Annotated in this window: 25 protein-coding genes; 16 read left to right on the top strand and 9 right to left on the bottom strand. The window is 58.8% G+C overall.

Annotation, left to right across the window (positions count from 1 at the left end):
• Positions 1-744, bottom strand: coding sequence for a phosphonate metabolism transcriptional regulator PhnF (phnF, locus tag ACERHN_RS13160; protein ID WP_415919473.1), 744 nt, complete (start codon positions 742-744; stop codon positions 1-3).
• 81 nt (positions 745-825) lie between these two features.
• Here phnF and phnG point away from each other — a divergent pair, with 81 nt between their 5' ends.
• The 8 genes from phnG to phnN are packed head-to-tail and all read left to right on the top strand — an operon-like array spanning position 826 to position 6,411.
• Positions 826-1,281 carry a phosphonate C-P lyase system protein PhnG gene (gene phnG / locus ACERHN_RS13155; protein WP_415919472.1) on the top strand — a complete coding sequence of 152 codons (456 nt, stop codon included), beginning with the start codon at positions 826-828 and terminating at the stop codon, positions 1,279-1,281.
• Entirely contained in the window at positions 1,281-1,883 is a 603-nt protein-coding gene (phnH, locus tag ACERHN_RS13150) for a phosphonate C-P lyase system protein PhnH (RefSeq protein WP_415919471.1), read from the top strand. The genes phnG and phnH overlap by 1 nt, the downstream gene beginning before the upstream one ends.
• A complete protein-coding gene (locus ACERHN_RS13145; protein ID WP_415919470.1) occupies positions 1,883-2,971 on the top strand; it encodes a carbon-phosphorus lyase complex subunit PhnI in 1,089 nt (362 codons plus the stop codon). The genes phnH and ACERHN_RS13145 overlap by 1 nt, the downstream gene beginning before the upstream one ends.
• On the top strand, positions 2,968-3,561 hold the full coding sequence (locus ACERHN_RS13140; protein ID WP_415919469.1) for an HAD family hydrolase: 594 nt from the start codon (positions 2,968-2,970) through the stop codon (positions 3,559-3,561). Before ACERHN_RS13145 ends, ACERHN_RS13140 begins: the two co-directional genes overlap by 4 nt.
• Positions 3,562-3,608: 47 nt before the next feature.
• Entirely contained in the window at positions 3,609-4,415 is an 807-nt protein-coding gene (locus ACERHN_RS13135; protein WP_415922740.1) for an alpha-D-ribose 1-methylphosphonate 5-phosphate C-P-lyase PhnJ, read from the top strand.
• Positions 4,412-5,182, top strand: coding sequence for a phosphonate C-P lyase system protein PhnK (gene phnK / locus ACERHN_RS13130; protein WP_415919468.1), 771 nt, complete (start codon positions 4,412-4,414; stop codon positions 5,180-5,182). Before ACERHN_RS13135 ends, phnK begins: the two co-directional genes overlap by 4 nt.
• 3 nt (positions 5,183-5,185) lie before the next feature.
• A complete protein-coding gene (gene phnL, locus ACERHN_RS13125) occupies positions 5,186-5,869 on the top strand; it encodes a phosphonate C-P lyase system protein PhnL (protein WP_415919467.1) in 684 nt (227 codons plus the stop codon).
• Entirely contained in the window at positions 5,866-6,411 is a 546-nt protein-coding gene (phnN, locus tag ACERHN_RS13120; protein WP_415919466.1) for a phosphonate metabolism protein/1,5-bisphosphokinase (PRPP-forming) PhnN, read from the top strand. The genes phnL and phnN overlap by 4 nt, the downstream gene beginning before the upstream one ends.
• Here phnN and ACERHN_RS13115 read toward each other — a convergent pair.
• Positions 6,408-6,671: a DUF1045 domain-containing protein gene (locus ACERHN_RS13115; RefSeq protein WP_415919465.1), complete on the bottom strand. Its 264-nt coding sequence runs from the start codon at positions 6,669-6,671 to the stop codon at positions 6,408-6,410. The genes phnN and ACERHN_RS13115 overlap by 4 nt on opposite strands.
• 179 nt (positions 6,672-6,850) lie before the next feature.
• Between ACERHN_RS13115 and ACERHN_RS13110 the strand changes: the two genes are divergently transcribed.
• Positions 6,851-8,044, top strand: coding sequence for an alpha-D-ribose 1-methylphosphonate 5-triphosphate diphosphatase (locus tag ACERHN_RS13110; RefSeq protein WP_415919464.1), 1,194 nt, complete (start codon positions 6,851-6,853; stop codon positions 8,042-8,044).
• A gap of 11 nt (positions 8,045-8,055) precedes the next feature.
• Here the strand turns inward: ACERHN_RS13110 and ACERHN_RS13105 are convergent, their stop codons facing one another.
• The 3 genes from ACERHN_RS13105 to ACERHN_RS13095 all read right to left on the bottom strand — a co-directional run bounded on the left by ACERHN_RS13105 (position 8,056) and on the right by ACERHN_RS13095 (position 9,255).
• Positions 8,056-8,262, bottom strand: coding sequence for a hypothetical protein (locus ACERHN_RS13105; protein WP_415919463.1), 207 nt, complete (start codon positions 8,260-8,262; stop codon positions 8,056-8,058).
• A gap of 430 nt (positions 8,263-8,692) precedes the next feature.
• Complete coding sequence (locus ACERHN_RS13100) at positions 8,693-8,857, bottom strand: hypothetical protein (protein ID WP_415919462.1); 165 nt, start codon at positions 8,855-8,857, stop codon at positions 8,693-8,695.
• Positions 8,858-8,913: 56 nt separating this feature from the next.
• Entirely contained in the window at positions 8,914-9,255 is a 342-nt protein-coding gene (locus ACERHN_RS13095) for a hypothetical protein (protein WP_415919461.1), read from the bottom strand.
• 390 nt (positions 9,256-9,645) lie between these two features.
• Here ACERHN_RS13095 and ACERHN_RS13090 point away from each other — a divergent pair, with 390 nt between their 5' ends.
• Positions 9,646-9,792 (top strand): hypothetical protein, encoded by a 147-nt coding sequence (locus tag ACERHN_RS13090; protein ID WP_415919460.1) that lies wholly within the window; start codon positions 9,646-9,648, stop codon positions 9,790-9,792.
• A gap of 2 nt (positions 9,793-9,794) precedes the next feature.
• Positions 9,795-9,956: a hemin uptake protein HemP gene (locus tag ACERHN_RS13085; protein WP_415919459.1), complete on the top strand. Its 162-nt coding sequence runs from the start codon at positions 9,795-9,797 to the stop codon at positions 9,954-9,956.
• A gap of 152 nt (positions 9,957-10,108) precedes the next feature.
• Here ACERHN_RS13085 and ACERHN_RS13080 read toward each other — a convergent pair whose 3' ends face one another.
• Entirely contained in the window at positions 10,109-10,336 is a 228-nt protein-coding gene (locus ACERHN_RS13080; protein ID WP_415919458.1) for a hypothetical protein, read from the bottom strand.
• A gap of 44 nt (positions 10,337-10,380) precedes the next feature.
• Between ACERHN_RS13080 and ACERHN_RS13075 the strand changes: the two genes are divergently transcribed.
• From ACERHN_RS13075 to ACERHN_RS13060, 4 genes are all read left to right on the top strand, one after another.
• Positions 10,381-11,649 (top strand): imelysin family protein, encoded by a 1,269-nt coding sequence (locus ACERHN_RS13075; RefSeq protein WP_415919457.1) that lies wholly within the window; start codon positions 10,381-10,383, stop codon positions 11,647-11,649.
• Between the two features lie 69 nt (positions 11,650-11,718).
• Complete coding sequence (locus ACERHN_RS13070) at positions 11,719-13,239, top strand: di-heme oxidoredictase family protein (RefSeq protein WP_415919456.1); 1,521 nt, start codon at positions 11,719-11,721, stop codon at positions 13,237-13,239.
• Entirely contained in the window at positions 13,239-14,231 is a 993-nt protein-coding gene (locus tag ACERHN_RS13065) for an imelysin family protein (RefSeq protein WP_415919455.1), read from the top strand. The genes ACERHN_RS13070 and ACERHN_RS13065 overlap by 1 nt, the downstream gene beginning before the upstream one ends.
• Positions 14,232-14,260: 29 nt before the next feature.
• On the top strand, positions 14,261-15,286 hold the full coding sequence (locus tag ACERHN_RS13060) for a DUF1513 domain-containing protein (RefSeq protein ID WP_415919454.1): 1,026 nt from the start codon (positions 14,261-14,263) through the stop codon (positions 15,284-15,286).
• A 363-nt stretch (positions 15,287-15,649) separates the two neighbouring features.
• On the opposite strand, the gene ACERHN_RS13055 is transcribed toward ACERHN_RS13060, so the two are convergent.
• The 3 genes from ACERHN_RS13055 to ACERHN_RS13045 form a co-directional block, all read right to left on the bottom strand.
• Positions 15,650-16,405: a GGDEF domain-containing protein gene (locus tag ACERHN_RS13055; RefSeq protein WP_415919453.1), complete on the bottom strand. Its 756-nt coding sequence runs from the start codon at positions 16,403-16,405 to the stop codon at positions 15,650-15,652.
• Positions 16,406-16,595: 190 nt separating this feature from the next.
• Positions 16,596-17,900: an adenylate/guanylate cyclase domain-containing protein gene (locus ACERHN_RS13050; protein WP_415919452.1), complete on the bottom strand. Its 1,305-nt coding sequence runs from the start codon at positions 17,898-17,900 to the stop codon at positions 16,596-16,598.
• A 235-nt stretch (positions 17,901-18,135) separates the two neighbouring features.
• A complete protein-coding gene (locus tag ACERHN_RS13045) occupies positions 18,136-19,038 on the bottom strand; it encodes a LysR family transcriptional regulator (RefSeq protein WP_415919451.1) in 903 nt (300 codons plus the stop codon).
• 95 nt (positions 19,039-19,133) lie between these two features.
• Between ACERHN_RS13045 and ACERHN_RS13040 the strand changes: the two genes are divergently transcribed.
• On the top strand, positions 19,134-19,424 hold the full coding sequence (locus ACERHN_RS13040; RefSeq protein WP_415919450.1) for a putative quinol monooxygenase: 291 nt from the start codon (positions 19,134-19,136) through the stop codon (positions 19,422-19,424).
• The last annotated feature ends 39 nt before the right edge of the window (positions 19,425-19,463 follow it).

Genomic DNA, 19,463 nt, shown 5'->3' with positions numbered 1-19,463 from the left:
CTACCCCGATACGGGTGGGGGCGTTTCGGTGTCCAGCGTCAGCGTTACGCGGTCACCTGCGAACCAGGTTCGACCGAATTCCACTGGCACGCCAAGGTCATCCACATTGACACCGGTTGTTTTCAATAGCGGATCGCCTTCCGCAACCTGAAGGTGGAGCGCATGGGTCGCCGTGGCCCGCACCGCCGTGAGACGGGTCGAGGCGCGTGTGTAGTCGGAGATACCGACCAGTCGCAACGCCTCGGTCACGCTACTGGTTTGGCTCAGGGCTGCCGGGATGCTGGCAAGCCGCTCGAGCGGGAACAGGCTTTCAAAAACGGCGACCGGCTGGCCGTCGGCGAGCGAAAGGCCGTGATAGGCGCACACCGGATCGCCCGGAGCAACCTGCAGCGCTTTGGCTTCGCCCGTTGTAGCCGAGCGTTCCTCGACCTGGAGAATGCGCTTGCCCGGCCGTCTGCCCGCCGCAATCAGGTTATCGTGGAACCGCACGCGCTGCCCGATCGGGTAGTCCGTCGGCGTGGCTGCGACGAACGCGCCAGAACCACGGCGGGTGCGTATCAAGCCCTCATCAACGAGGGCGGAAATGCCATGTCGGACGGTGTGCCGATTGACGCCAAATCGCTCGGCCAAACCCGCTTCCGTCGGCAGTTTGTCTCCGGGCGCGTATTTGCCCTCCGCCAAATCACTGCGCAACGCATCTGCGATGGCCCGCCAGATTGGGGTTCTGCCTGAACTGTCACGCAAGTTTCACAAATCTCTTCTGTCGTTAGTGGGGGAATCTGCTACGATATGTATAGTTGTATAGGATGTAGAAAAGTTGTCGAGATGAAAGATACGTTCGACGAAAATGCGGATCGAAAAGCGTGGATGGGTCTGCTGGCCAAGGCGCCTGCGGGCCACGTTGCTGCCCTGCTGGATGCGGCGATGTTGCGGCCTGACTTCACATGGCTGCGCGCACCTGAGATCGGCAGCACAATGGTCCGTGGCCGCGCCGGTGGGACGGGCGCGCCATTCAATATGGGCGAGATGACCGTGACGCGCTGCGCGCTCACCTTGGGCAGCGGTGAGGTTGGGCATGCCTACATCCAGGGCCGTCGGAAGGCGGATGCCGAGGCCGCAGCTCTTGTCGACGCGCTGATGCAGGGGCCCAGTGCCTCAGCCGTTCGCAAAGCCGTTCTTGACCCACTCAGGACGGAGCAAATCGCCGCCAAGACCGCGCGCGCCGAAAAGGCCGCCGCGACGCGGGTCGAGTTCTTTACAATGGCACGGGGAGAGGACTGATGCAGGCAACTGTTCTGGCAGGTGGGTTTGACACTCCGGCCATAGAGTCTGCGCACGCGTTCCGGAGTGTCATGGAAGCCATGGCGCGTCCCGGGACACTTCAGAACATCCACGGTGCCGCGCCGCCTGCACCCTTGTCTGTCGCGGTCGGAACCGTTCTTTTGACCCTGTGCGATACCGACACGCCTGTCTACCTTGCTGGCAAGGCAGACACGGACAATGTCCGCAAATGGCTGGCCTTTCACACAGGTGCCCCGCTGACAGGCCCATCCCATGCGATGTTTGCCGTCGGCGATTGGGACGCATTGATGCCGCTCAGCGGCTATCCCATCGGAACGCCGGAATACCCCGACCGCTCGACAACCCTGATCGTGGAATGTGCAGAACTTGAGGCGTCCGGCGCGAGGCTGCGCGGACCCGGGATCAAATCGGAGGCCACGCTGTCCCTGCCGGAAACCCACGCCTTCCAAAGCAACCATGCATTGTTTCCGCTCGGGCTCGATTTCATCTTCACCTGTGGCGACAGGTTGGCCGCATTGCCGCGCAGCACGGATGTTTCGCGCTCAAGTAGCGAAGCGGCAGCGCACAAAGGAGACTTCTGATGTATGTCGCTGTCAAAGGTGGCGAACGCGCAATTGAAAGCGCCCATGCTTGGCTGGCTGAAGAGCGGCGCGGCGACACGAGTGTCGCTGAACTGAGCATTGAGCAGATCCGCGAACAGCTGAAACTGGCCGTGGATCGCGTGATGGCCGAAGGCTCGCTTTACGATCCTGATCTTGCTGCATTGGCGATCAAACAATCTCGCGGGGATCTGATCGAGGCGATCTTTTTGATCCGCGCCTACCGCACCACCCTGCCCCGGTTTGGTGCATCCGAACCTGTGGATACGGGTGCGATGGCCTGCGATAGGCGCATCTCGGCCACGTTCAAGGATCTGCCGGGTGGACAGGTTCTGGGGCCGACCTTCGATTACACGCACAGACTGCTCGATTTCAAACTGGCGGCCGATGGCGAAGCGCCCATCGCGCCAACACGTGAAAGCGTTCCGGGTGACGTACCGCACGTAACAGAGTTCCTGAACCGCGAAGGGCTGATCGAAGAGGCCCCTTTTGAGGACACGCCGCCGCCCGACCTGACACGTGAGCCGCTTGAGATGCCAGCAGACCGCGCGCTGCGGTTGCAGGCGCTGGCCCGCGCTGATGAAGGGTTCACCCTCGGTCTCGCCTATTCCACGCAGCGCGGCTATGCGCGCAACCATGCCTTTGTGGGCGAATTGCGGATTGGTGCCGTCGCGGTGGAAATGGACATCCCCGAACTCGGCTTTGCGGTCGAGATTGGCGAAGTGACCCTGACCGAATGCGAAACGGTCAACCAGTTCAAGGGATCAAAGACTGAACCGCCTCAGTTCACCCGTGGATATGGGTTGGTCTTTGGCCAATCCGAGCGCAAGGCGATTTCCATGGCGCTGGTGGACCGCGCGCTCCGTTGGGAAGAGTTGGGCGAGGACAACGTAGGCGCGCCCGCGCAGGATACCGAGTTTGTTCTGTACCACGCGGACAACATCCAGGCGACGGGCTTCCTCGAACACATCAAGCTGCCCCACTACGTCGACTTCCAATCCGAATTGGAACTGGTGCGAAAGCTGCGACGCGAGGCTGGGGTGGATCGGGTTCAGGAGGCGGCAGAATGAAACACGTCGTCTTTGACATCGGCGCCGTTCTTGTTGACTGGCAGCCCGAACTGGCGTGGGCCGACGAGCTTGGGCTGGAGGGCGCGCGCGCTTTCATGGACCGCATAAGCTTTGACAAGATCAATCTTGCCTGCGACGCGGGGGCCAGCTTTGCCAAGGCAAGCACGCAGATCGCGGACCCGGACGACGCGGCGCGCCTCGCACGGTATGTAGAGCGCTATCACCTGACGGTGCCAGACAAGATCACTGGCACGTGGGATTGCCTTTACGACCTGCAAAAGCGCGGCATCAACTTGCACGCCATCACCAACTGGTCCGCCGAAACATGGCCAGAAGGCCTCAAGGTCCACCCGGAACTGGGCGAGGTTTTCGAGACCACGATCGTGTCCGGACAAGTCGGCATGATCAAACCCAGCGTCGCCATCTTCGAACTGTTCTGTGACCGTGCCGGTGTTGCTGCGGAAAGCTGCATCTTCATCGATGACGGTCTGCACAATTGTGTCGGCGCCCGGGCCGCGGGCATGGACGCGATCCATTTCACAAATCCTGACGCGCTCAGAGCCTCGCTTGAGGCCAAGGGGGTCCTGTGACCGATCAAGCCTACAATTTCGCCTATCTGGACGAGCAGACAAAGCGGATGATCCGCCGCGCTATTCTCAAGGGGTTGGCAATTCCCGGCTATCAGGTGCCCTTTGCCAGCCGCGAGATGCCCATGCCCTACGGCTGGGGCACCGGCGGTGTGCAGGTCTCTGCTGCTGTTCTGACGCCGGATGATACGTTCAAGGTGATCGACCAAGGCGCGGATGACACGACAAATGCCGTCTCGATCCGCGCGTTCTTTGAACGCACCGCGGGGGTTGAGACCACGACAGCGACCTCCGAGGCGAGCGTGATCCAGACCCGCCACCGCATCCCCGAAGAGCCGCAGACCGAAGATCAGATCCTCGTCTACCAGGTGCCGATCCCAGAGCCTTTGCGTTTTCTCGAACCGCGCGAGAGCGAAACCCGCAAGATGCACAGCCTTGAGGAATACGGGTTGATGCATGTGAAGCTCTACGAGGACATCAGCCGCCACGGCCATATCGCAACCTCTTACGCGTACCCGGTGAAGGTCGAAGGGCGCTATGTGATGGACCCGTCGCCCATCCCGAAGTTCGACAATCCCAAACTCGGGCAGATGGCCGCGATCCAGCTGTTTGGCGCGGGGCGCGAACAGCGGATTTACGCGTTGCCGCCCTACACGGATGTGGTGAGCCTCGATTTCGAAGATCACCCGTTCGAGGCCAGCAAGGCGGATCACCCTTGCGGGCTGTGCGACGCGACGGACAGCTATCTCGATGAAGTCATCATGGATGATGAAGGCGGGCGGATGTTCGTCTGTTCCGACACGGATTACTGCGAAGCCCGGCGCGCCGCTGGCTATAAAGGAAAGGACGCAGCATGACACCTTTGCTGTCGGTTCAGGGTATCAGCAAACGCTACGGCGCACATATCGGCTGCGCGGATGTGTCCTTTGATCTTTATCCCGGTGAGGTGATGGGGATTGTGGGCGAAAGCGGCTCGGGCAAGTCCACGCTGCTGAATTGCATGGCAGGGCATCTGGCACCCGATGCCGGACAGGTCGTGTTCGACACGCGCGCCGACGGCCCCAAGGATACCGTCACCATGTCCGAGCCTGAACGGCGGATGTTGGGGCGGACAGATTGGGCGTTCGTGCACCAACACGCACGTGACGGACTGCGTATGGGCGTCTCGGCGGGCGGTAACGTTGGCGAGCGGTTGATGGCTGTGGGCGAGCGGCATTATGGCAACATTCGCGGCAAGGCCACGGATTGGCTGGAGCGGGTCGAGATCGACGCCGCCCGCGTTGATGACCGCCCCACCACATTCTCCGGCGGGATGCAGCAGCGCCTGCAGATTGCCCGCAACCTCGTGACGGGTCCGCGTCTGGTCTTCATGGATGAACCCACAGGCGGGCTGGATGTGTCTGTCCAGGCGCGACTGCTGGATCTTGTGCGCGGGCTGGTGCGCGACATGGGGCTGTCCGCAATCATCGTCACCCACGACCTTGCCGTTGTGCGCCTTCTGGCGGACCGTCTGATGGTGATGAAATCGGGCCGGGTGGTCGAGGCGGGCCTGACCGATCAGGTGCTGGACGACCCACAGCACGCCTATTCCCAACTTCTTGTCTCTTCCGTCTTGCAGGTGTGAGCGATGATTGAGCTTAAAGACGTCTCGAAAACCTTCACGCTGCACAATCAGGGCAGCACCGTGATTGAAGTCATCCGCGACGTGTCCTTTCACGTGGCAACCGGGGAGTGTGTGGCGCTGACCGGGGTTTCGGGCGCAGGTAAATCCACCCTGATGCGGATGATTTATGGCAACTACCTGACGCAATCCGGGTCCATCCGCATCGGCGATGTGGACATCGTACAGGCAGAGCCGCGCGAGATCATTGCCCTGCGCCGCGAGGTGCTGGGCTATGTCAGCCAGTTCTTGCGCGTGGTGCCTCGCGTTCCGACACTGGATGTTGTCGCAGACCCCTTACGGGCCTTGGGTGTGCCTGCCGAGGACGCACAAGCACGCGCACAAGACTTGTTGGCTCAACTCAACATCCCTCAACGGCTGTGGTCACTGTCTCCGACAACCTTCTCCGGCGGCGAGCAGCAGCGGGTCAACATCGCGCGCGGTTTTGCCCACGCGTATCCGGCGATGCTTTTGGACGAGCCCACGGCGAGCCTGGATGCGACCAACCGCGAAGTTGTCTTGTCCCTGATTGAAGAGGCCAAGGCGCGCGGCGCGGCGATCATTGGCATCTTCCATGACGAAGCCGCGCGCGCCCGCGTCTGCGACCGAGAGATTGACGTGAGCGCCTACACACCGGGACTCGCGGCATGACCAAGGGTCGCTTCATCGCTGTTGTCGGCCCATCCGGAGTGGGCAAGGACAGCGTGATGGAAGGCTTGGCCAAGGTCATGCCGCACCTGCATCTCGTTCGGCGTGTCATCACGCGCGCGCCGGATCTGGGCGGCGAAAACTACGACGCTGTCTCTGTGCCGCAGTTCCACGATCTGGTTCAAGAGGGTGCATTTGCCGTCCATTGGGGCGCGCATGGTCTGTACTATGGTATTCCGCAAACAGTGAGATACCAGTTGAACAAGGGCACCGACTGCCTTGCCAACTTTTCGCGCAAAGCGCTTTCGGCGGGTGCAGATGCGTTCCCCAACTTCGTCGTTCTGAACATCACGGCCGAGCCTGCGACGTTGGCTGCCCGGTTGGCGGCACGCGGCCGCGAGTCCGAGGCCGATATTGCCAGACGGCTGGCCGAGGCGACAAAGCCGCTGCCGTCCGGTCTGGATGTCATCACGCTGTCCAATGACGGGCCGCTGGATCAGACCGTTGCGCGTGCCGCACTGCTGCTTCAACCGGTGAGCGTTTAGCAATGGATCAGCTCAAAGCACCCATGCCGCCGTTCGTAGCAAAGCGCGATTTGGTCCACGACACATGGCGCGCGCAATTCCGGCAGGTGACCTTGCAAGGCATCGTTCAATCCGTGCACGTCCTCGGACACGCCACCCGAGAGTGTCAGATGAAACCGGAACTCCTCGAAGACGTAAGGACAGCCCGACTGCGCCAGCAGCGCGTCTTGCCTGTTGTTCAGACCCGCCTTCCGGCGCCGCGCCAACTCTGTTGCGGACACAGCCGCTGCAAGAGCCTTAGGCGTTTGTCTGTCTTCCAAGCGGAATGGCGGTTTCCGCGTTCCATGAACACCATATTTGCGCGGTGTCATTGTGATGTCATGCAAACCGCGCACATCGAACCCTGGCACCTTACTGGCCGCAGGGCAGCACATAGTAAATCGCGAAGCGAGCGTATGACATGAACTCCCATTTTCCTGCATCGTCCTTGGCAAACGCATGTGACACCCGGGTGGCGGCAGACCTTTGTCTTGCCAATGCCCAGCTGGTTTTGCCAGATCGGACAGCACTCGGGTCGATCACGATCAAAGCTGGCGTCATTTCCGAAATCACCGAAGGTGACAGCGTCCCCACAGGCGCTTTGGATTGCGAACGCGATCTGGTGCTTCCGGGGCTGGTGGAGTTGCACACCGACAACGTCGAACGCCACATCGAGCCGCGGCCCGCGGTCGATTGGCCGCATCTCCCTGCCCTTCTCGCCCATGACGCAGAGCTGGCCTCCACCGGGATCACCACGGTGTTCGATGCGATGCGCGTTGGCTCCATCCATTCCGGCAAAGGCCGCTATATCGACTATGCCCGCAAACTGGCCGATGAACTGCTCGCGGCCCGTGCAGAAGGTATGTTCAAGATCAGCCACTTTCTTCACCTGCGCGCCGAGATCTGCTCGGAAACCTTGCTTGAAGAATTGGCCGCCTTTGGCTCCGAGGATCGCGTCGGCATTGTCAGCCTGATGGACCACACACCCGGACAACGACAGTTCCGCGATCTGAGTGCGCTCAAGACCTATGTCGCCAAAAAGCGTGGCATGAATGATGCCGAATTTGCCGAGCATGTGCAAAACCTGCTGGGCCTCCAGAAGCGGTTCGGAGCCAAGCACGAAAAGGGCGCGGTTTCAGAAGCAAAACGTCTGGGCGCGGTTCTGGCCAGCCATGACGACACAACGGCAGAGCACGTCGCAACATCCGCCGACAATGGCGTTGGCTTTGCGGAATTTCCGACGACGGTCGAGGCCGCCCGGGCCTGCCGGGAACAGGGCATCGCGGTCATGATGGGCGCGCCCAATTTGATCCGGGGTGGGTCACACTCCGGCAATGTGGCCGCCGAGGCGTTGGCGATAAAGGACCTGCTGGACATCGTCTCATCCGACTATGTTCCTTCGGCGCTGCTGCTGTCGGCCTTCCATCTTGCTCGCATTTGGGATGACCTGCCGCGCGCGGTCGCGACTGTCACCCGCAACCCGGCACGGGCCGCGCGCCTTGACGACCGCGGTAGTCTACAAGTCGGGATGCGGGGCGATATCCTGCGGGTTCGCCAAACCGAAGCCGCACCCCTTTTGCGCGGGGTGTGGAGCCGGGGAGAAAAAATCGGCTGAACGGTGTCTCGTTAACCGTCGAACTGCTTGGATCGCGCAAGCAGCCACCGGGCAATCTCTGCTTCGGAGGCCCCCGAAAACTCAGCGGCCTCGTTCGGGTCAAACCAGTCCGTGGCGGCGTCAAACAGTCTGGCCGACTTCCGCTCCTTCGGCTTGAACCAGACGGCAGAAATAGCGTTTCGGCCGTCGGTCTCGGCAATGTAGTGAATGGTATTCATGGTGAGCAGCCTTGTGACGGTTCAAAGAACGTTAACCGCCTGCAGGCTGCATACCAACACAAGTGTGTTGATGCCCATTTTGATTTATTTTTCAGAGCTATACCCAATCGGGTCGATTGAAGTCCGAGCAGATGCGTTGCGAATTGAACTGTCGTTTGAAGACCACTTTCACTCCACGAGGCCGAGGTTTTTTCGTTGGGCAAAGCGCTGAGAGATGTCCGATTTGCGACGAAGCTCCCGCACCAGATGCGGGAAGGATGCGCAGTCTGAAAGGGCAAGAAACACCTCTTGCCAATGGATCTCGCCTTCACCCGGAACCCAGCGCCGGTCGAGGTTCTTTGGATCAGGGCGCGCACGAAACAGACGCGCCCCAAGCTGATTTCAATTGGTGTCGTAACGGGTGATGCGCATCTTCTCGGTGTCCATCATATCAACTGTTCATAGAGGCTTGCGCATCCTCTGCGGTTTCCCAGTGACCGACGGCGACATTGCCGGTCTCTATCGCGCCGGTCTCGCGGCACACAAAGCCTGGATGCTTGCTGTCATGTTCGACCTCGACGCGGGCATCAACGGCGGCGAACTTTTGGACGCTCATGCCATCTGCGCGCTCAAAGGTGGCGATTGCCCTCTCGTGACCCATCGCCCTTGGGATTACCGGGTCCAATATTCCGGGATCAGGCCATGCAAGAACGCCCCGCCATAGCTGGGGAAAGCGGCCTTGATCATCGCGGAGGCCTCATCCGGCGTCGCCACACTGGTCATAGCGTCATCCACAACCTTGATATAGGCGATGGCCGTATCCAGAACGCCGCGGCTGCTGAGCGTCCTGTGGCCAATCAGACGCGTTCCGCAGGCATGATCATCGCGCAGCTCTTCAAGAATGGCGATCGAGTTCGCACGGTCCACACCGGGGGCGAATGGCACGCCGACATAGACGTCAGCCGCGCGCCAATATGGATAGGTTCCGGTTGTCGAAACGCGGGCAAGCCGCACGTGCCTTGTTCATTGCCAGTGTTGGGCTGATTGGTTGCGCAAGGCTCATCGTTCGTATGATGATCAAGCCAGAGACTGACACAGTCTTTGACCGACGCTGCATCCCTTGTTCCAAGCGAGGCAAAGCGCGCGAATGGCCGGTCGGTTTGAGGTTTTCGTGATTGATCTTCATGCCCGCCCACGGCGACAACCCGACGTTGGCCAGACGATTGTACCGCAAAATGCTGAGCGTTGAGCGAAGGCTGTCGTCGACCCGACAGCAGCCGACACAGTATTCTTACTAAATTTGTCAGATTGACATATCCGAGTAATTCACTCAGTTTATTCGCGACAGCCAGCCACCGAATCTGGGGCAAGCCGACCACCCAGAACCCCGAAGGGAGTGGGCTGATGAAACGCGACTATGCACAAGCTGAAACCACCGGAGCGGACTGGTGTGAAACGCCATATGGCGCCTTTCATTTGGGTCTGCCGCGCCTCTTCAGCATCGCGTGGCTCATCGACAAGGCCGACTGTGGCGAATGGTGCGGGGTATAGTGGTGAGCGTCGCCAGGGAATTCGCAGCCTCGCCTGCAGGTCACTTGCAGGTCTGCGATGCGGCCGATCTGACCAAGGGCGGCAATTTCGCCAAGCCCAAACGTGAAGATCAGCTTTGCACGCTCCGCATTGTCGGTGCGGGCAAGCTGACCCAAACCAAATGAACGCGATGGTCCCACATCGTGGCGGAGCGGCTGTCGGATATGTCACCGAACTTGGACCGGTCGAAGCCGGGGCGGTCTTGTATCTCCGCCTTTGGTGCGGTGGGCCCGACGCCTGGGCTCAGGTGTGTAACGACTTTGCCACGGCGCTCGGGTCAGAGGGTGGCCGGAAAGCCCTGAAGTCTTTCGAGTGTCTTTGCGACATGTGCATCCGCCATGGCCGCCATCCGTTGATGCGCCATCATGTGACTTGCAAATGCCTCGGCGCAGACGAGGCCTGTTTCGCGAACGTTGTTGGATATGCCAGCGATGGTGAACGGGACGATGCCTTTCTGAGTGCGACCGCGATTGTGCGTCCCGACATGGCGATCAAAGCCAACCAACCAATCACAAAACCAACAACGCTTCACTGAAAAGGACAGTACAGATGAAGATTCTTACCCTTGCCACGAGTGCCCTGGCTCTTGGCCTTGGCACCGCAGCCATGGCGGACGGACACGCCACAAAAGCGGCAGTGCTCGAAACTTATGCAGATATCGCCGAAGCGAACTACGCAGACAGCCTTGTCACGGCACAGCGACTTCAATCGACTATTGAAGCGTTGTTGGCCAACCCATCCGCCGAAGCACATGAAGCCGCCAAGGCAGCGTGGTTGGCGGCTCGGGTGCCCTATCAACAAAGCGAGGTCTTCCGCTTCGGCAACCCCATCGTCGATGATTGGGAAGGCAAGGTGAATGCCTGGCCGCTGGACGAAGGACTGATCGACTATGTGGATGCGTCCTATGGCGGCCCCACGGATGAAAACGAAGCGGCGGTTCTGAATGTCATCGCCAATACAAGTTTTACGCTGTCCGGCGAGACCGTGGATGCGTCACAGATCACACCCGCTTTGTTGGAGGAGACTCTGCAAGAAGCCGATGGTGTCGAAGCGAATGTGGCGACGGGTTACCATGCCATTGAATTCCTTCTCTGGGGGCAGGACCTGAACGGCCACGGCGCTGGTGCGGGGAACCGTCCTTGGACGGACTACGCATCCGGTGACGCTTGCACAGGCGGCAACTGTGACCGTCGCGGGGAATACCTCAGAGCGGCAACTGATCTTCTGGTTTCGGACCTTGAATGGATTGTCGAACAGTGGGCCGATGGAGGTGACGCCCGATCATCGGTTATGGCTGACGAGGACGGAGGGATCGCGGCGATCCTGACCGGGATGGGATCGCTCTCCTATGGCGAAACCGCCGGAGAGCGGATGCGTCTGGGCGTGATGCTGAACGACCCCGAAGAAGAGCATTCCTGCTTTGCGGACAACACGCATAATGATCACTTCTTCAATGGTGTTGGTATTCAGTCGGTTTACCTCGGTCGTTACACCCGGATCGACGGAAGCGTTGTCGAAGGCCCATCACTATCCGATCTGGTTGCGTCGCTGGACGCAGACCTGGACGCCGAAATGCAATCCAAGCTGTCGGCGGCAGTGCTGGCATTGGGGCGGATCAAAACCGCAGCCGAGGCTGGCTTCAGCTATGACATGATGCTGGAACGTGGCAACGAAGCGGGCGAAGCCCTCATCATGGGGGGCGTGAATGGCCTGATTGATCAGACCCGAAGCATTGAACGTGTTGTTGCAGCCTTGGGCACATCGATTGCGGTCGAAGGGTCAGACAGCCTCGATAACCCCGACGCCGTGTTCCAGTAAATTCATCGACCAAAGCGGCGCGACCAAGAGCGGTCGCGCCGTCCGACACCTTATGTGATAGCCACGACTATGTTCCAGCCACACTACCTCGTTCTTCTCGCTGCGCTTGTGATCCCGGCACACGTCGTTGCCGGAGCACTGGGAGAACCACACCTCAACATCACACCCCGAACCGAAGGCGAAACGGCTCGGATCGCGGCGGCAACCGCACTGGCAACAACCTTTGACACTGCCCAGCCGTTCGAAGCGAACTCCGCCGGGGCGGCAACTGTTCGCGCGATGACAAACGCGAATGCATTCTCGCAACCATCTGGCAACATCTCATTCGAAGATGAACTGACCTTCAAGGTGGGCAACGGACTGTTCCGGAAAATCTGGGTGTCGTCTCCGTCTTCGACGCTTGCATCGGATGGCCTTGGGCCTCTCTACAATGCCCGCTCTTGCCAGCGTTGCCATCTGAAAGACAGTCGCGGTCATCCACCAGAGGGGCCGGACGACAACGCAATATCAATGTTCCTTCGGGTGTCCATCCCGGCAGACGACGCCGCGATGACAGAAGCGATCGAAGGCTACATCGCGACGCTCCCTGATCCGACTTACGGAACGCAGATGCAAGACTTCAGTCTCGCAGGCCATGCTGCTGAGTATACGCTTCAAGTCGACTATCAAGAGATCGAAGTGCCGTTGTCAGGCGGTGAACATGCGTCCCTTCGCAAGCCAACTTACACCGCCGCTGATCTCGGCTATGGCCCGCTCCATCCAGAGGCGATGCTCAGCCCGCGGGTTGCCCCACAGATGATCGGACTTGGACTGCTCGAAGCGATCCCGGCCGCCGACATCCTGGCGCTCGCGGATCCAGAAGACTTGGACGGAGATGGAATATCTGGCCGCCCCAACATCGTTTGGTCTGCAGAATTCGATCAACCGATGCTTGGCCGGTTTGGTCTGAAGGCTGGATCGCCGACGGTCCGCGAACAATCCGCAAGCGCGTTTGCAGGCGACATCGGTATTTCAAACGCGTTGTTCCCGGCACCATGGGGAGAATGCACCGAAGCGCAGGAAGGTTGCCGTACGGCGCCGCACGGTGATGCAGACGAACGCGGCTTTGAAATTGACGACGAAGGGCTTGATCTCGTCACCTTCTATAGCCGCAATCTTGGTGTGCCCGCCCGTCGCGATGTCGATGATGCGGTTGTCCTGCGGGGCAAAGAGGTCTTTTACACCACCGGCTGTACCTCCTGTCATCAGCCATCATTCGTGACCCACCGGTTGGAAGATCAGCCGGAACAGAGCTTCCAACTCATTTGGCCGTACACGGACATGCTGCTGCACGACATGGGACCTGGGCTTGCCGACAACCGACCAGAAGCCCGTGCAAGTGGCTCGGAATGGCGGACACCGCCACTCTGGGGGATCGGACTGACCAAACAGGTCTCAGGCCACACCTACTTCCTGCATGATGGACGGGCTCGGTCTTTGCTTGAGGCGATCCTCTGGCACGGCGGCGAAGCCCAGACACAACGCGATGCCGTCGTGGACATGTTGCCCGAAGATCGTGAAGCTCTCATCAGATTTTTGGAGAGCCTGTAATGCGCGCGCTTGTCATTGCCGTTTCAATGTTGCTCGCACCGCCAGCGGTCGCGGACGCGCCAGACATAAAGGCCATCGTCGAGGCTCATGTCATCGCGGGCTACGACATATTGGTACGGCACGCCGAGGACCTTCAGGCAACCGCTACGCAACATTGCGAACCGGATCACCCCGCCTTGCGTACCGCCTATCATTCGGCGTTTGACGCGTGGGTCGGTGTCAGCCATCTCCGCTTCGGTCCGTCGGAACGGGAAAATCGCGCCTTCGCGCTTGCGTTCTGGCCGGATCCCCGAGGGTCCACGCCCAAAGCGCTCGCGGCACTGATCCAGGACGAAGATCCGGCGGTCTTTGACGTTGAAGCGTTCTCGACCGTCTCCATCGCGGCAAGAGGCTTCTACGCCTTGGAATTCTTGCTGTTCGATCCCCGTTTTGTGTCAGCTGAAAACCGGGACTATCACTGTGCCCTGGTCCAAGCGGTCACTTCGGACATAGCGCTAAACGCCAGTGCCATCTTGGAAGAATGGGAACGCGGCTACGGCGAACGCATGTTTTCCGCAGGGAACGATACATACAGAACGCCCACCGAGGCCGCGCAGCAGCTTTTCACAAGCCTCGCAACAGGTTTGGAGTTCACATCTCAGACCCGCCTCGGTCGTCCATTGGGCACCTTTGAGCGCCCGCGGCCCAACCGCGCGGAGGCTCGGAGATCCAAACGCTCCCTACGCCATGTCATTCTCGCGTTGGAAGCGATGCAGGGCTTGGCAGCAGCTATTTCCAACGGAAACGAAAGCCTGGATCTTGCGTTCCAGGCAACGCTCGAGCGCGCCCAGGGTTTGGACGACCCGGTCTTTGCCAGTGTTTCGAAGCCGCAAGGTCATTTTAAGGTCGAAGTGCTGCAGCAGAACATTGAGACGATACGAGACATACTCGCTCAAGATGTAGGACCGTCCTTGGGCATCGCCGCAGGCTTCAATTCACTGGACGGCGACTGATGGCGTCACGTAGGTCGTTTATCGCAGGCATGCTTGCCGCCGGATTGGTTCCCAAACCGACCTGGGCGGACGCAGGAAGCCCGGACTTCCTGTCCGCCGCCATGAAACCAGACGGAAGCTATGTTCTTTGCGGACTGAGCGATGCCGGTTCGATCACGTTCGAGATTGCCCTTCCTGATCGGGGTCATGCAGCTGCCGCACATCCAACTGTCCCGGAAGCAGTTGCTTTCGCCCGAAGACCGGGCACCTTCGCGATCATCCTGGATTGCCGAACGGGTCAAACGAAAGCACGGCTGAAAGCACCCCTCGGTCGGCATTTCTACGGGCACGGAATCTACTCAGCGGATGGTGATCTGCTGTTCACAACCGAGAACGACTATGAAGCGGCGGCGGGTATCGTTGGCGTTTGGGACGTGCGAAAAGGCTATGCACGCATTGGCGAGTTCTCATCCGGCGGAAAAGGTCCGCACGACATCAAGCTCATGCCGGACGGCGCAACGTTGGTTGTCGCAAACGGGGGGATTGAAACGCATCCCGAAACGGGACGTACCAAACTGAATCTTCATTCTATGCGTTCAAACCTGAGCTACTTGGCTCTTGATGGAGAGATGAAGGCGCAAGTGGACCTGGCGTCTGAACATCAACGCAACTCCATTCGACATTTGGCAGTCTCGGACAGTGGCGACGTGGCTTTTGCCATGCAATGGCAGGGCGATCTGACGGATGATTTACCCTTGCTCGGGGTCCACAGCCTCCGGCGCCAGCATCTGCATTTGCATGATGAAGCGTCAGTCAGAGCGATGCAGGGATATCTGGGGAGTATCGCTTTCAACAGTGATACCAATCAGATCGCGACAACTTCGCCTAGAAGCGGTGTCGTGCAGGTCTTTGGGCCAGACGGCTCTATTGAGACCTCCAAAATGGTCGATGTCTGCGGTGTTGCGGCCAGCGCAAACGGGTTTGTTCTGACCTCCGGCACAGGTATTGTCCACGCGTCCATTATAGGTGACGTCAGACACCAGATGGCTTGGGACAATCACCTCATCGAAATCTGAGATGGCGGGTTTGGTCTGGACTGTGGATCTTAGTTGCTGGGTGCCGAAAGGGTGGCTTACCCGCGATGCGTGAGTACAAGTTCGTCAAAACTTTCGGCATCGCAGCGAACGCCCACTCTGACTGACCGCAGCGCAACACAAGAATGTTGTGGACAACGGCGGCATTGGCCCGTCCTTGGCGGGAAGAGCCCGCTGTCTGCCAGACATACCGCGATCAATCCAATGGCGGCAGTGAGCCTACTTTAGCCGATGCTGCGCAACGTACTTACTTGGGGTTTTCGATACGGCCAGTCCTTTGATCTGACGAGCTTCCGAGTGTCGTCTTCGATTGGCAAAGTTAGCCGTGCGCCTCGGCACGTGTCACTACGTTCTACTGTACCAGAAGACAACCGCGCTAAGCCACGTTAGCTTGACAAAACAAGCGAACCGTTCCGCCGACGACCGTCTTGTTCTTTCCCGTGGCTTTTGCCTCGAACAAGGCTTTGTCCGCCTCACCAAGAAGTTCAACAAATGGTGGTCCGAAACGTCCCTTCGGGCGGCAACGCCAATGCTGACAGTAATTGGAACCGTGTCTTTCAGCGCGGTCTGAATAGCGCTGTGCACACGATTGGCAAACGCCATGGCCCCGTGGATAGCCTCGGTTTTTAGAACAAAGACAAACTCTTCTCCGCCGTACCTTGCCACCAATTCCGACGAGCGATAGGTCGCACCCAAACTTGCCCCGATCTTGCGCAATACATCATCACCAAAGTTGTGACCGTAAGTGTCGTTGATCTTTTTGAAGTCGTCGACATCCAGCAGCAAAACAGTGATGGCATTGCCCGTTCTGGAAGCGCCATCAAATATCTTCTCCGCGTGCTCCGTCAGGGCCCGCCGGTTCATAAGCCCGGTCAATTCGTCAGTTGTGGCGAGCAACTTCAGTTGGCGCGCCTGATCTTCCAACTGGCTTCGCGCTTCGACCAATTCCTGGTAAAGCTTGTCGCGGTTTTGAGCAGAAAATATGCCCCAGACAACGGCGTCTCCTGATCTTTTCACATTGGCGATAACGGGTGTGCGGCTGCCTTCAGGAGAAACGAAAGTCAGTTGCGCTTCGTTACACTTCCCGTCCTTGATCAACATCGAATAGACGTAGCTTTCGTTTGAGCACGTCGAAACCTTGGGGCGTGTATCCTTGACGCTCGCACCACAAAGGTTTCTCGCTTAACAGCCGAGCGCATACCGAACCTTTGCAAACCAAGGGAACGTTCAAGTAACGCGATAATTGGCGCAAGAGTCCTGCAAATCGGGCGCCGGACCGCACTTGCGAAATCTACTTGCTTAGCCCGACGATCTGTATTGGATCTGCGATCCCACGCACAGTGACAGCACCCAAGCTCTGCATGCTGTCGGCAAACCCGTTGCTTCGAGCCACAACAGTTTCTGAAGCCACCAGTCTCATGTCATTTTTTTTCGCGGTTGCTTCAAGACGCGATGCAATATTGACGGTTTTTCCCAAGGCGGTGAATTCCAAACGGCGGTCATCACCAAAGGCGCCGACCAACGCAGGGCCGGAGTGCAAGCCTGCGGCAATCGCGACGACAGCTTCGTCCTTCAGCCGATTTTCATTTTTTCTGTCCACCGCATCATTGATGACTTTGAACGCTGAAAGTGCATTGAAAGAGGCATCTGCAGGATCCTCATGCAGCCCGAAGATGATCAAGGCCCCATCACCGACGAACTTGTCGACCACGCCATTGTGCCGCTCCGCGGCGTCGAGCACCAGACTGCGGAACCACAACAAGAAATCCGCGACTTCATTGGCAGACAGAGTGTCACTGAGCTCTGTGAAGCCGCGCAAATCGATCATGGCGATGACGACTTCTCTTCGTTGCGGCACTCTGAGCTTTTGCAACGCGTCATCACTCAGATCAGCCCCCAGTTCGCCGGGCAGAAAGCGCCTTAGATTGCTGGCGTCCTCGACTTCTTTTGCAACGCGTTCGACCAGTCTGCGGGACCGGTAAACAGCCGTTCCAATGACCAGTGCCAGCGTCACAAGGATGACAATGCGCATCACGTTCGGAGGCGGCGAATACAGCACGCGCATTTCTTCTATCACCGACACGCTCCATGCCTGACCCAGAAGCGGGCTATGAAATGTCACACCTGCGCAAACCGCGATCAAAAACGTGGCCGTAAAGATATGAAGCTCAAGCCGGTATCTTAGAGCCTGGACGCACAGAACCAGGGTGGCCACTAACACCAGCGGGCTGGCCAATGCGACCAACGATGGCGTGGAGGTGTCGCGCACGTCGATGAACAATTGCAATCCGATTAGCGCCACTTCCAACGCATTAAACAGCCAGCTGTGCCAGAAACGGAAGCGATCCGGGTGAGAAAAATAGAAGTTCACAGCGCCCAACAGGAAGTAGGCTGCGGCCCCCAACAACAGGAACGAAAGTTCAAATTGACGAATGCCGAGCCCGGCGTTGTCCATGTTGATGAGCAAACCACCCACGCCGCAAAACAACGCGGCCGACAACACCATTCTCAGACGCGCAATGATCCGCTCGGCCTGAACATCGGACTGCCGCAACATCCGCGCGCCGCGATTAAGGGTCTGCTGGTGCAGTCTCATGAATGGCAGTCGCCTCTTCCGGTTGGCAGCTTTCGATAGCAAATGGAGGACACAGCTTGTGCAGACACTATTGGCCCTATTGCCCGTTCAGCGCAAACACTGTGGACTTTGCCATCGCAGCGAATGGCCGGTTTCGCAGGCCGTACCCCTGCATCAAGAGTATGAGATGGACGGCAAGTGTTGGCCGTCGCCAGTGATGTCAGCGTCTTCCTTGGCGCGTTCCGGCCCTCAAATATCACACCCCCTTGCCACAGATATCATCGAAACCCCTCGGCCAGCGCGTCAGCCAGAGCTTTGGTTCTGGCGGGTTGCGCGCGTGAGGGGGAAAGAGCATTTGCAAGTCCGTGCCAGGGGCCGCGAAATCTTGTAATAGCGGTATTAACCGACCCGCTTTGATGTCGTCAGCGACATCATACTTGGATTTCAAGGCGATGCCCAAGCCATCAAGGCACCATTGCCGAACGAGGTGGCCATCGTTCGAAATCAACTTGCCGTCGACCATAACGGACGTCGCTGTGTCCCCCTCCCCAAAATGCCATTGGCGATCCAGCATCTTGCCAAATCGCATCAGCAGACATTGATGATCCTGCAAGTCTTCCGGGCTTGAAGGTGTCCCATGTCGTGCAATGTAGTCCGGTGAGGCGCATACGATCCGGGGTGCGGTTCCCAATTTTCGGGTGCGGAGAGTGCCGTCCGGCAAGGCGCCAAAACGCAGCGCGATATCAAAGCCATCACCTACGATATCGACATAGCCATCAGACAACAGCAATTCGACCGACACCGCGGGGTTTTGCGTCACAAAAGACTTGATGATATCGCTCACGCGAGTCCGACCGAGATCATTCGGCGCGCTCACTCGGATCGTGCCTGCCAGGGCGTCCGATCCCAGCTTGATCTGCGCGGCAAGACTGTCGGCCTCTTCCAACAATGGCTCAAGTCCTTCAAGCAGCGTCTGCCCGGCTTCGGTCAGGCTCAGGGACCGGGTGGTTCTGTTCAACAGTACGGTGCCCATGTCCCGTTCAAGCGCGGCCAGTTTCTCCGATACCGTCGTGCTCGACAGGCCAAGGTCCCGCGCTGCTGAGGCAAGACTGCCGAACTGAACGATACTCTTGAACAGCCGTAAGTGTTCCAGGTTCATTGTCCGTATATTCCGGTTACTGATTTCTGACTTGGCCGGTTTATCCAAATACTGTGACGGCGTAAATCTCCCCTATCGCAACCAAGGAGATTGACATGCCCAAATTGACCATCACCGGAAACGTCATCGCTAAAGAAGACCAGATCGACTTTGTGAAAGCCGAACTGGAGAAGCTGATCGCCCCCACACGCGCCGAAGACGGCTGCCTGCAATACGACCTGCATCAGGACAACGAGGACCCGAAATACTTCATGTTCTACGAGAACTGGCAGAACCGTGATCTGTGGCAAACGCACATGAACAACGACCACCTGAAGGCCTTTCAGGACGCGACCGATGGCAAGCTCGAAAAATTCTGGGTGCATGAGCTGACGCATATCGGCTGATCCAGAGCGCGTTGCGCATCCTCGGCTGCGACAGGATCT

It is taken from the genome of Tateyamaria rhodophyticola (assembly GCF_047777875.1).
Classification (GTDB): domain Bacteria; phylum Pseudomonadota; class Alphaproteobacteria; order Rhodobacterales; family Rhodobacteraceae; genus Tateyamaria.
The sequence above is the reverse complement of the archived record's forward strand: the minus strand, read 5'-3'. Positions and strand labels throughout refer to the sequence as shown.

Bases quoted from the DNA above. Each gene is read 5' to 3' on its own strand.
- phnG (WP_415919472.1), top strand. From the start codon at position 826: ATGAAAGATACGTTCGACGAAAATGCGGATCGAAAAGCGTGGATGGGT.
- phnH (WP_415919471.1), top strand. From the start codon at position 1,281: ATGCAGGCAACTGTTCTGGCAGGTGGGTTTGACACTCCGGCCATAGAG.
- ACERHN_RS13145 (WP_415919470.1), top strand. From the start codon at position 1,883: ATGTATGTCGCTGTCAAAGGTGGCGAACGCGCAATTGAAAGCGCCCAT.
- ACERHN_RS13140 (WP_415919469.1), top strand. From the start codon at position 2,968: ATGAAACACGTCGTCTTTGACATCGGCGCCGTTCTTGTTGACTGGCAG.
- ACERHN_RS13135 (WP_415922740.1), top strand. From the start codon at position 3,609: ATGATCCGCCGCGCTATTCTCAAGGGGTTGGCAATTCCCGGCTATCAG.
- phnK (WP_415919468.1), top strand. From the start codon at position 4,412: ATGACACCTTTGCTGTCGGTTCAGGGTATCAGCAAACGCTACGGCGCA.
- phnL (WP_415919467.1), top strand. From the start codon at position 5,186: ATGATTGAGCTTAAAGACGTCTCGAAAACCTTCACGCTGCACAATCAG.
- phnN (WP_415919466.1), top strand. From the start codon at position 5,866: ATGACCAAGGGTCGCTTCATCGCTGTTGTCGGCCCATCCGGAGTGGGC.
- ACERHN_RS13110 (WP_415919464.1), top strand. From the start codon at position 6,851: ATGAACTCCCATTTTCCTGCATCGTCCTTGGCAAACGCATGTGACACC.
- ACERHN_RS13105 (WP_415919463.1), bottom strand. From the start codon at position 8,262: ATGAATACCATTCACTACATTGCCGAGACCGACGGCCGAAACGCTATT.
- ACERHN_RS13100 (WP_415919462.1), bottom strand. From the start codon at position 8,857: ATGAGCGTCCAAAAGTTCGCCGCCGTTGATGCCCGCGTCGAGGTCGAA.
- ACERHN_RS13090 (WP_415919460.1), top strand. From the start codon at position 9,646: ATGAAACGCGACTATGCACAAGCTGAAACCACCGGAGCGGACTGGTGT.
- ACERHN_RS13075 (WP_415919457.1), top strand. From the start codon at position 10,381: ATGAAGATTCTTACCCTTGCCACGAGTGCCCTGGCTCTTGGCCTTGGC.
- ACERHN_RS13070 (WP_415919456.1), top strand. From the start codon at position 11,719: ATGTTCCAGCCACACTACCTCGTTCTTCTCGCTGCGCTTGTGATCCCG.
- ACERHN_RS13065 (WP_415919455.1), top strand. From the start codon at position 13,239: ATGCGCGCGCTTGTCATTGCCGTTTCAATGTTGCTCGCACCGCCAGCG.
- ACERHN_RS13060 (WP_415919454.1), top strand. From the start codon at position 14,261: ATGCTTGCCGCCGGATTGGTTCCCAAACCGACCTGGGCGGACGCAGGA.
- ACERHN_RS13055 (WP_415919453.1), bottom strand. From the start codon at position 16,405: ATGTTGATCAAGGACGGGAAGTGTAACGAAGCGCAACTGACTTTCGTT.
- ACERHN_RS13050 (WP_415919452.1), bottom strand. From the start codon at position 17,900: ATGAGACTGCACCAGCAGACCCTTAATCGCGGCGCGCGGATGTTGCGG.
- ACERHN_RS13045 (WP_415919451.1), bottom strand. From the start codon at position 19,038: ATGAACCTGGAACACTTACGGCTGTTCAAGAGTATCGTTCAGTTCGGC.
- ACERHN_RS13040 (WP_415919450.1), top strand. From the start codon at position 19,134: ATGCCCAAATTGACCATCACCGGAAACGTCATCGCTAAAGAAGACCAG.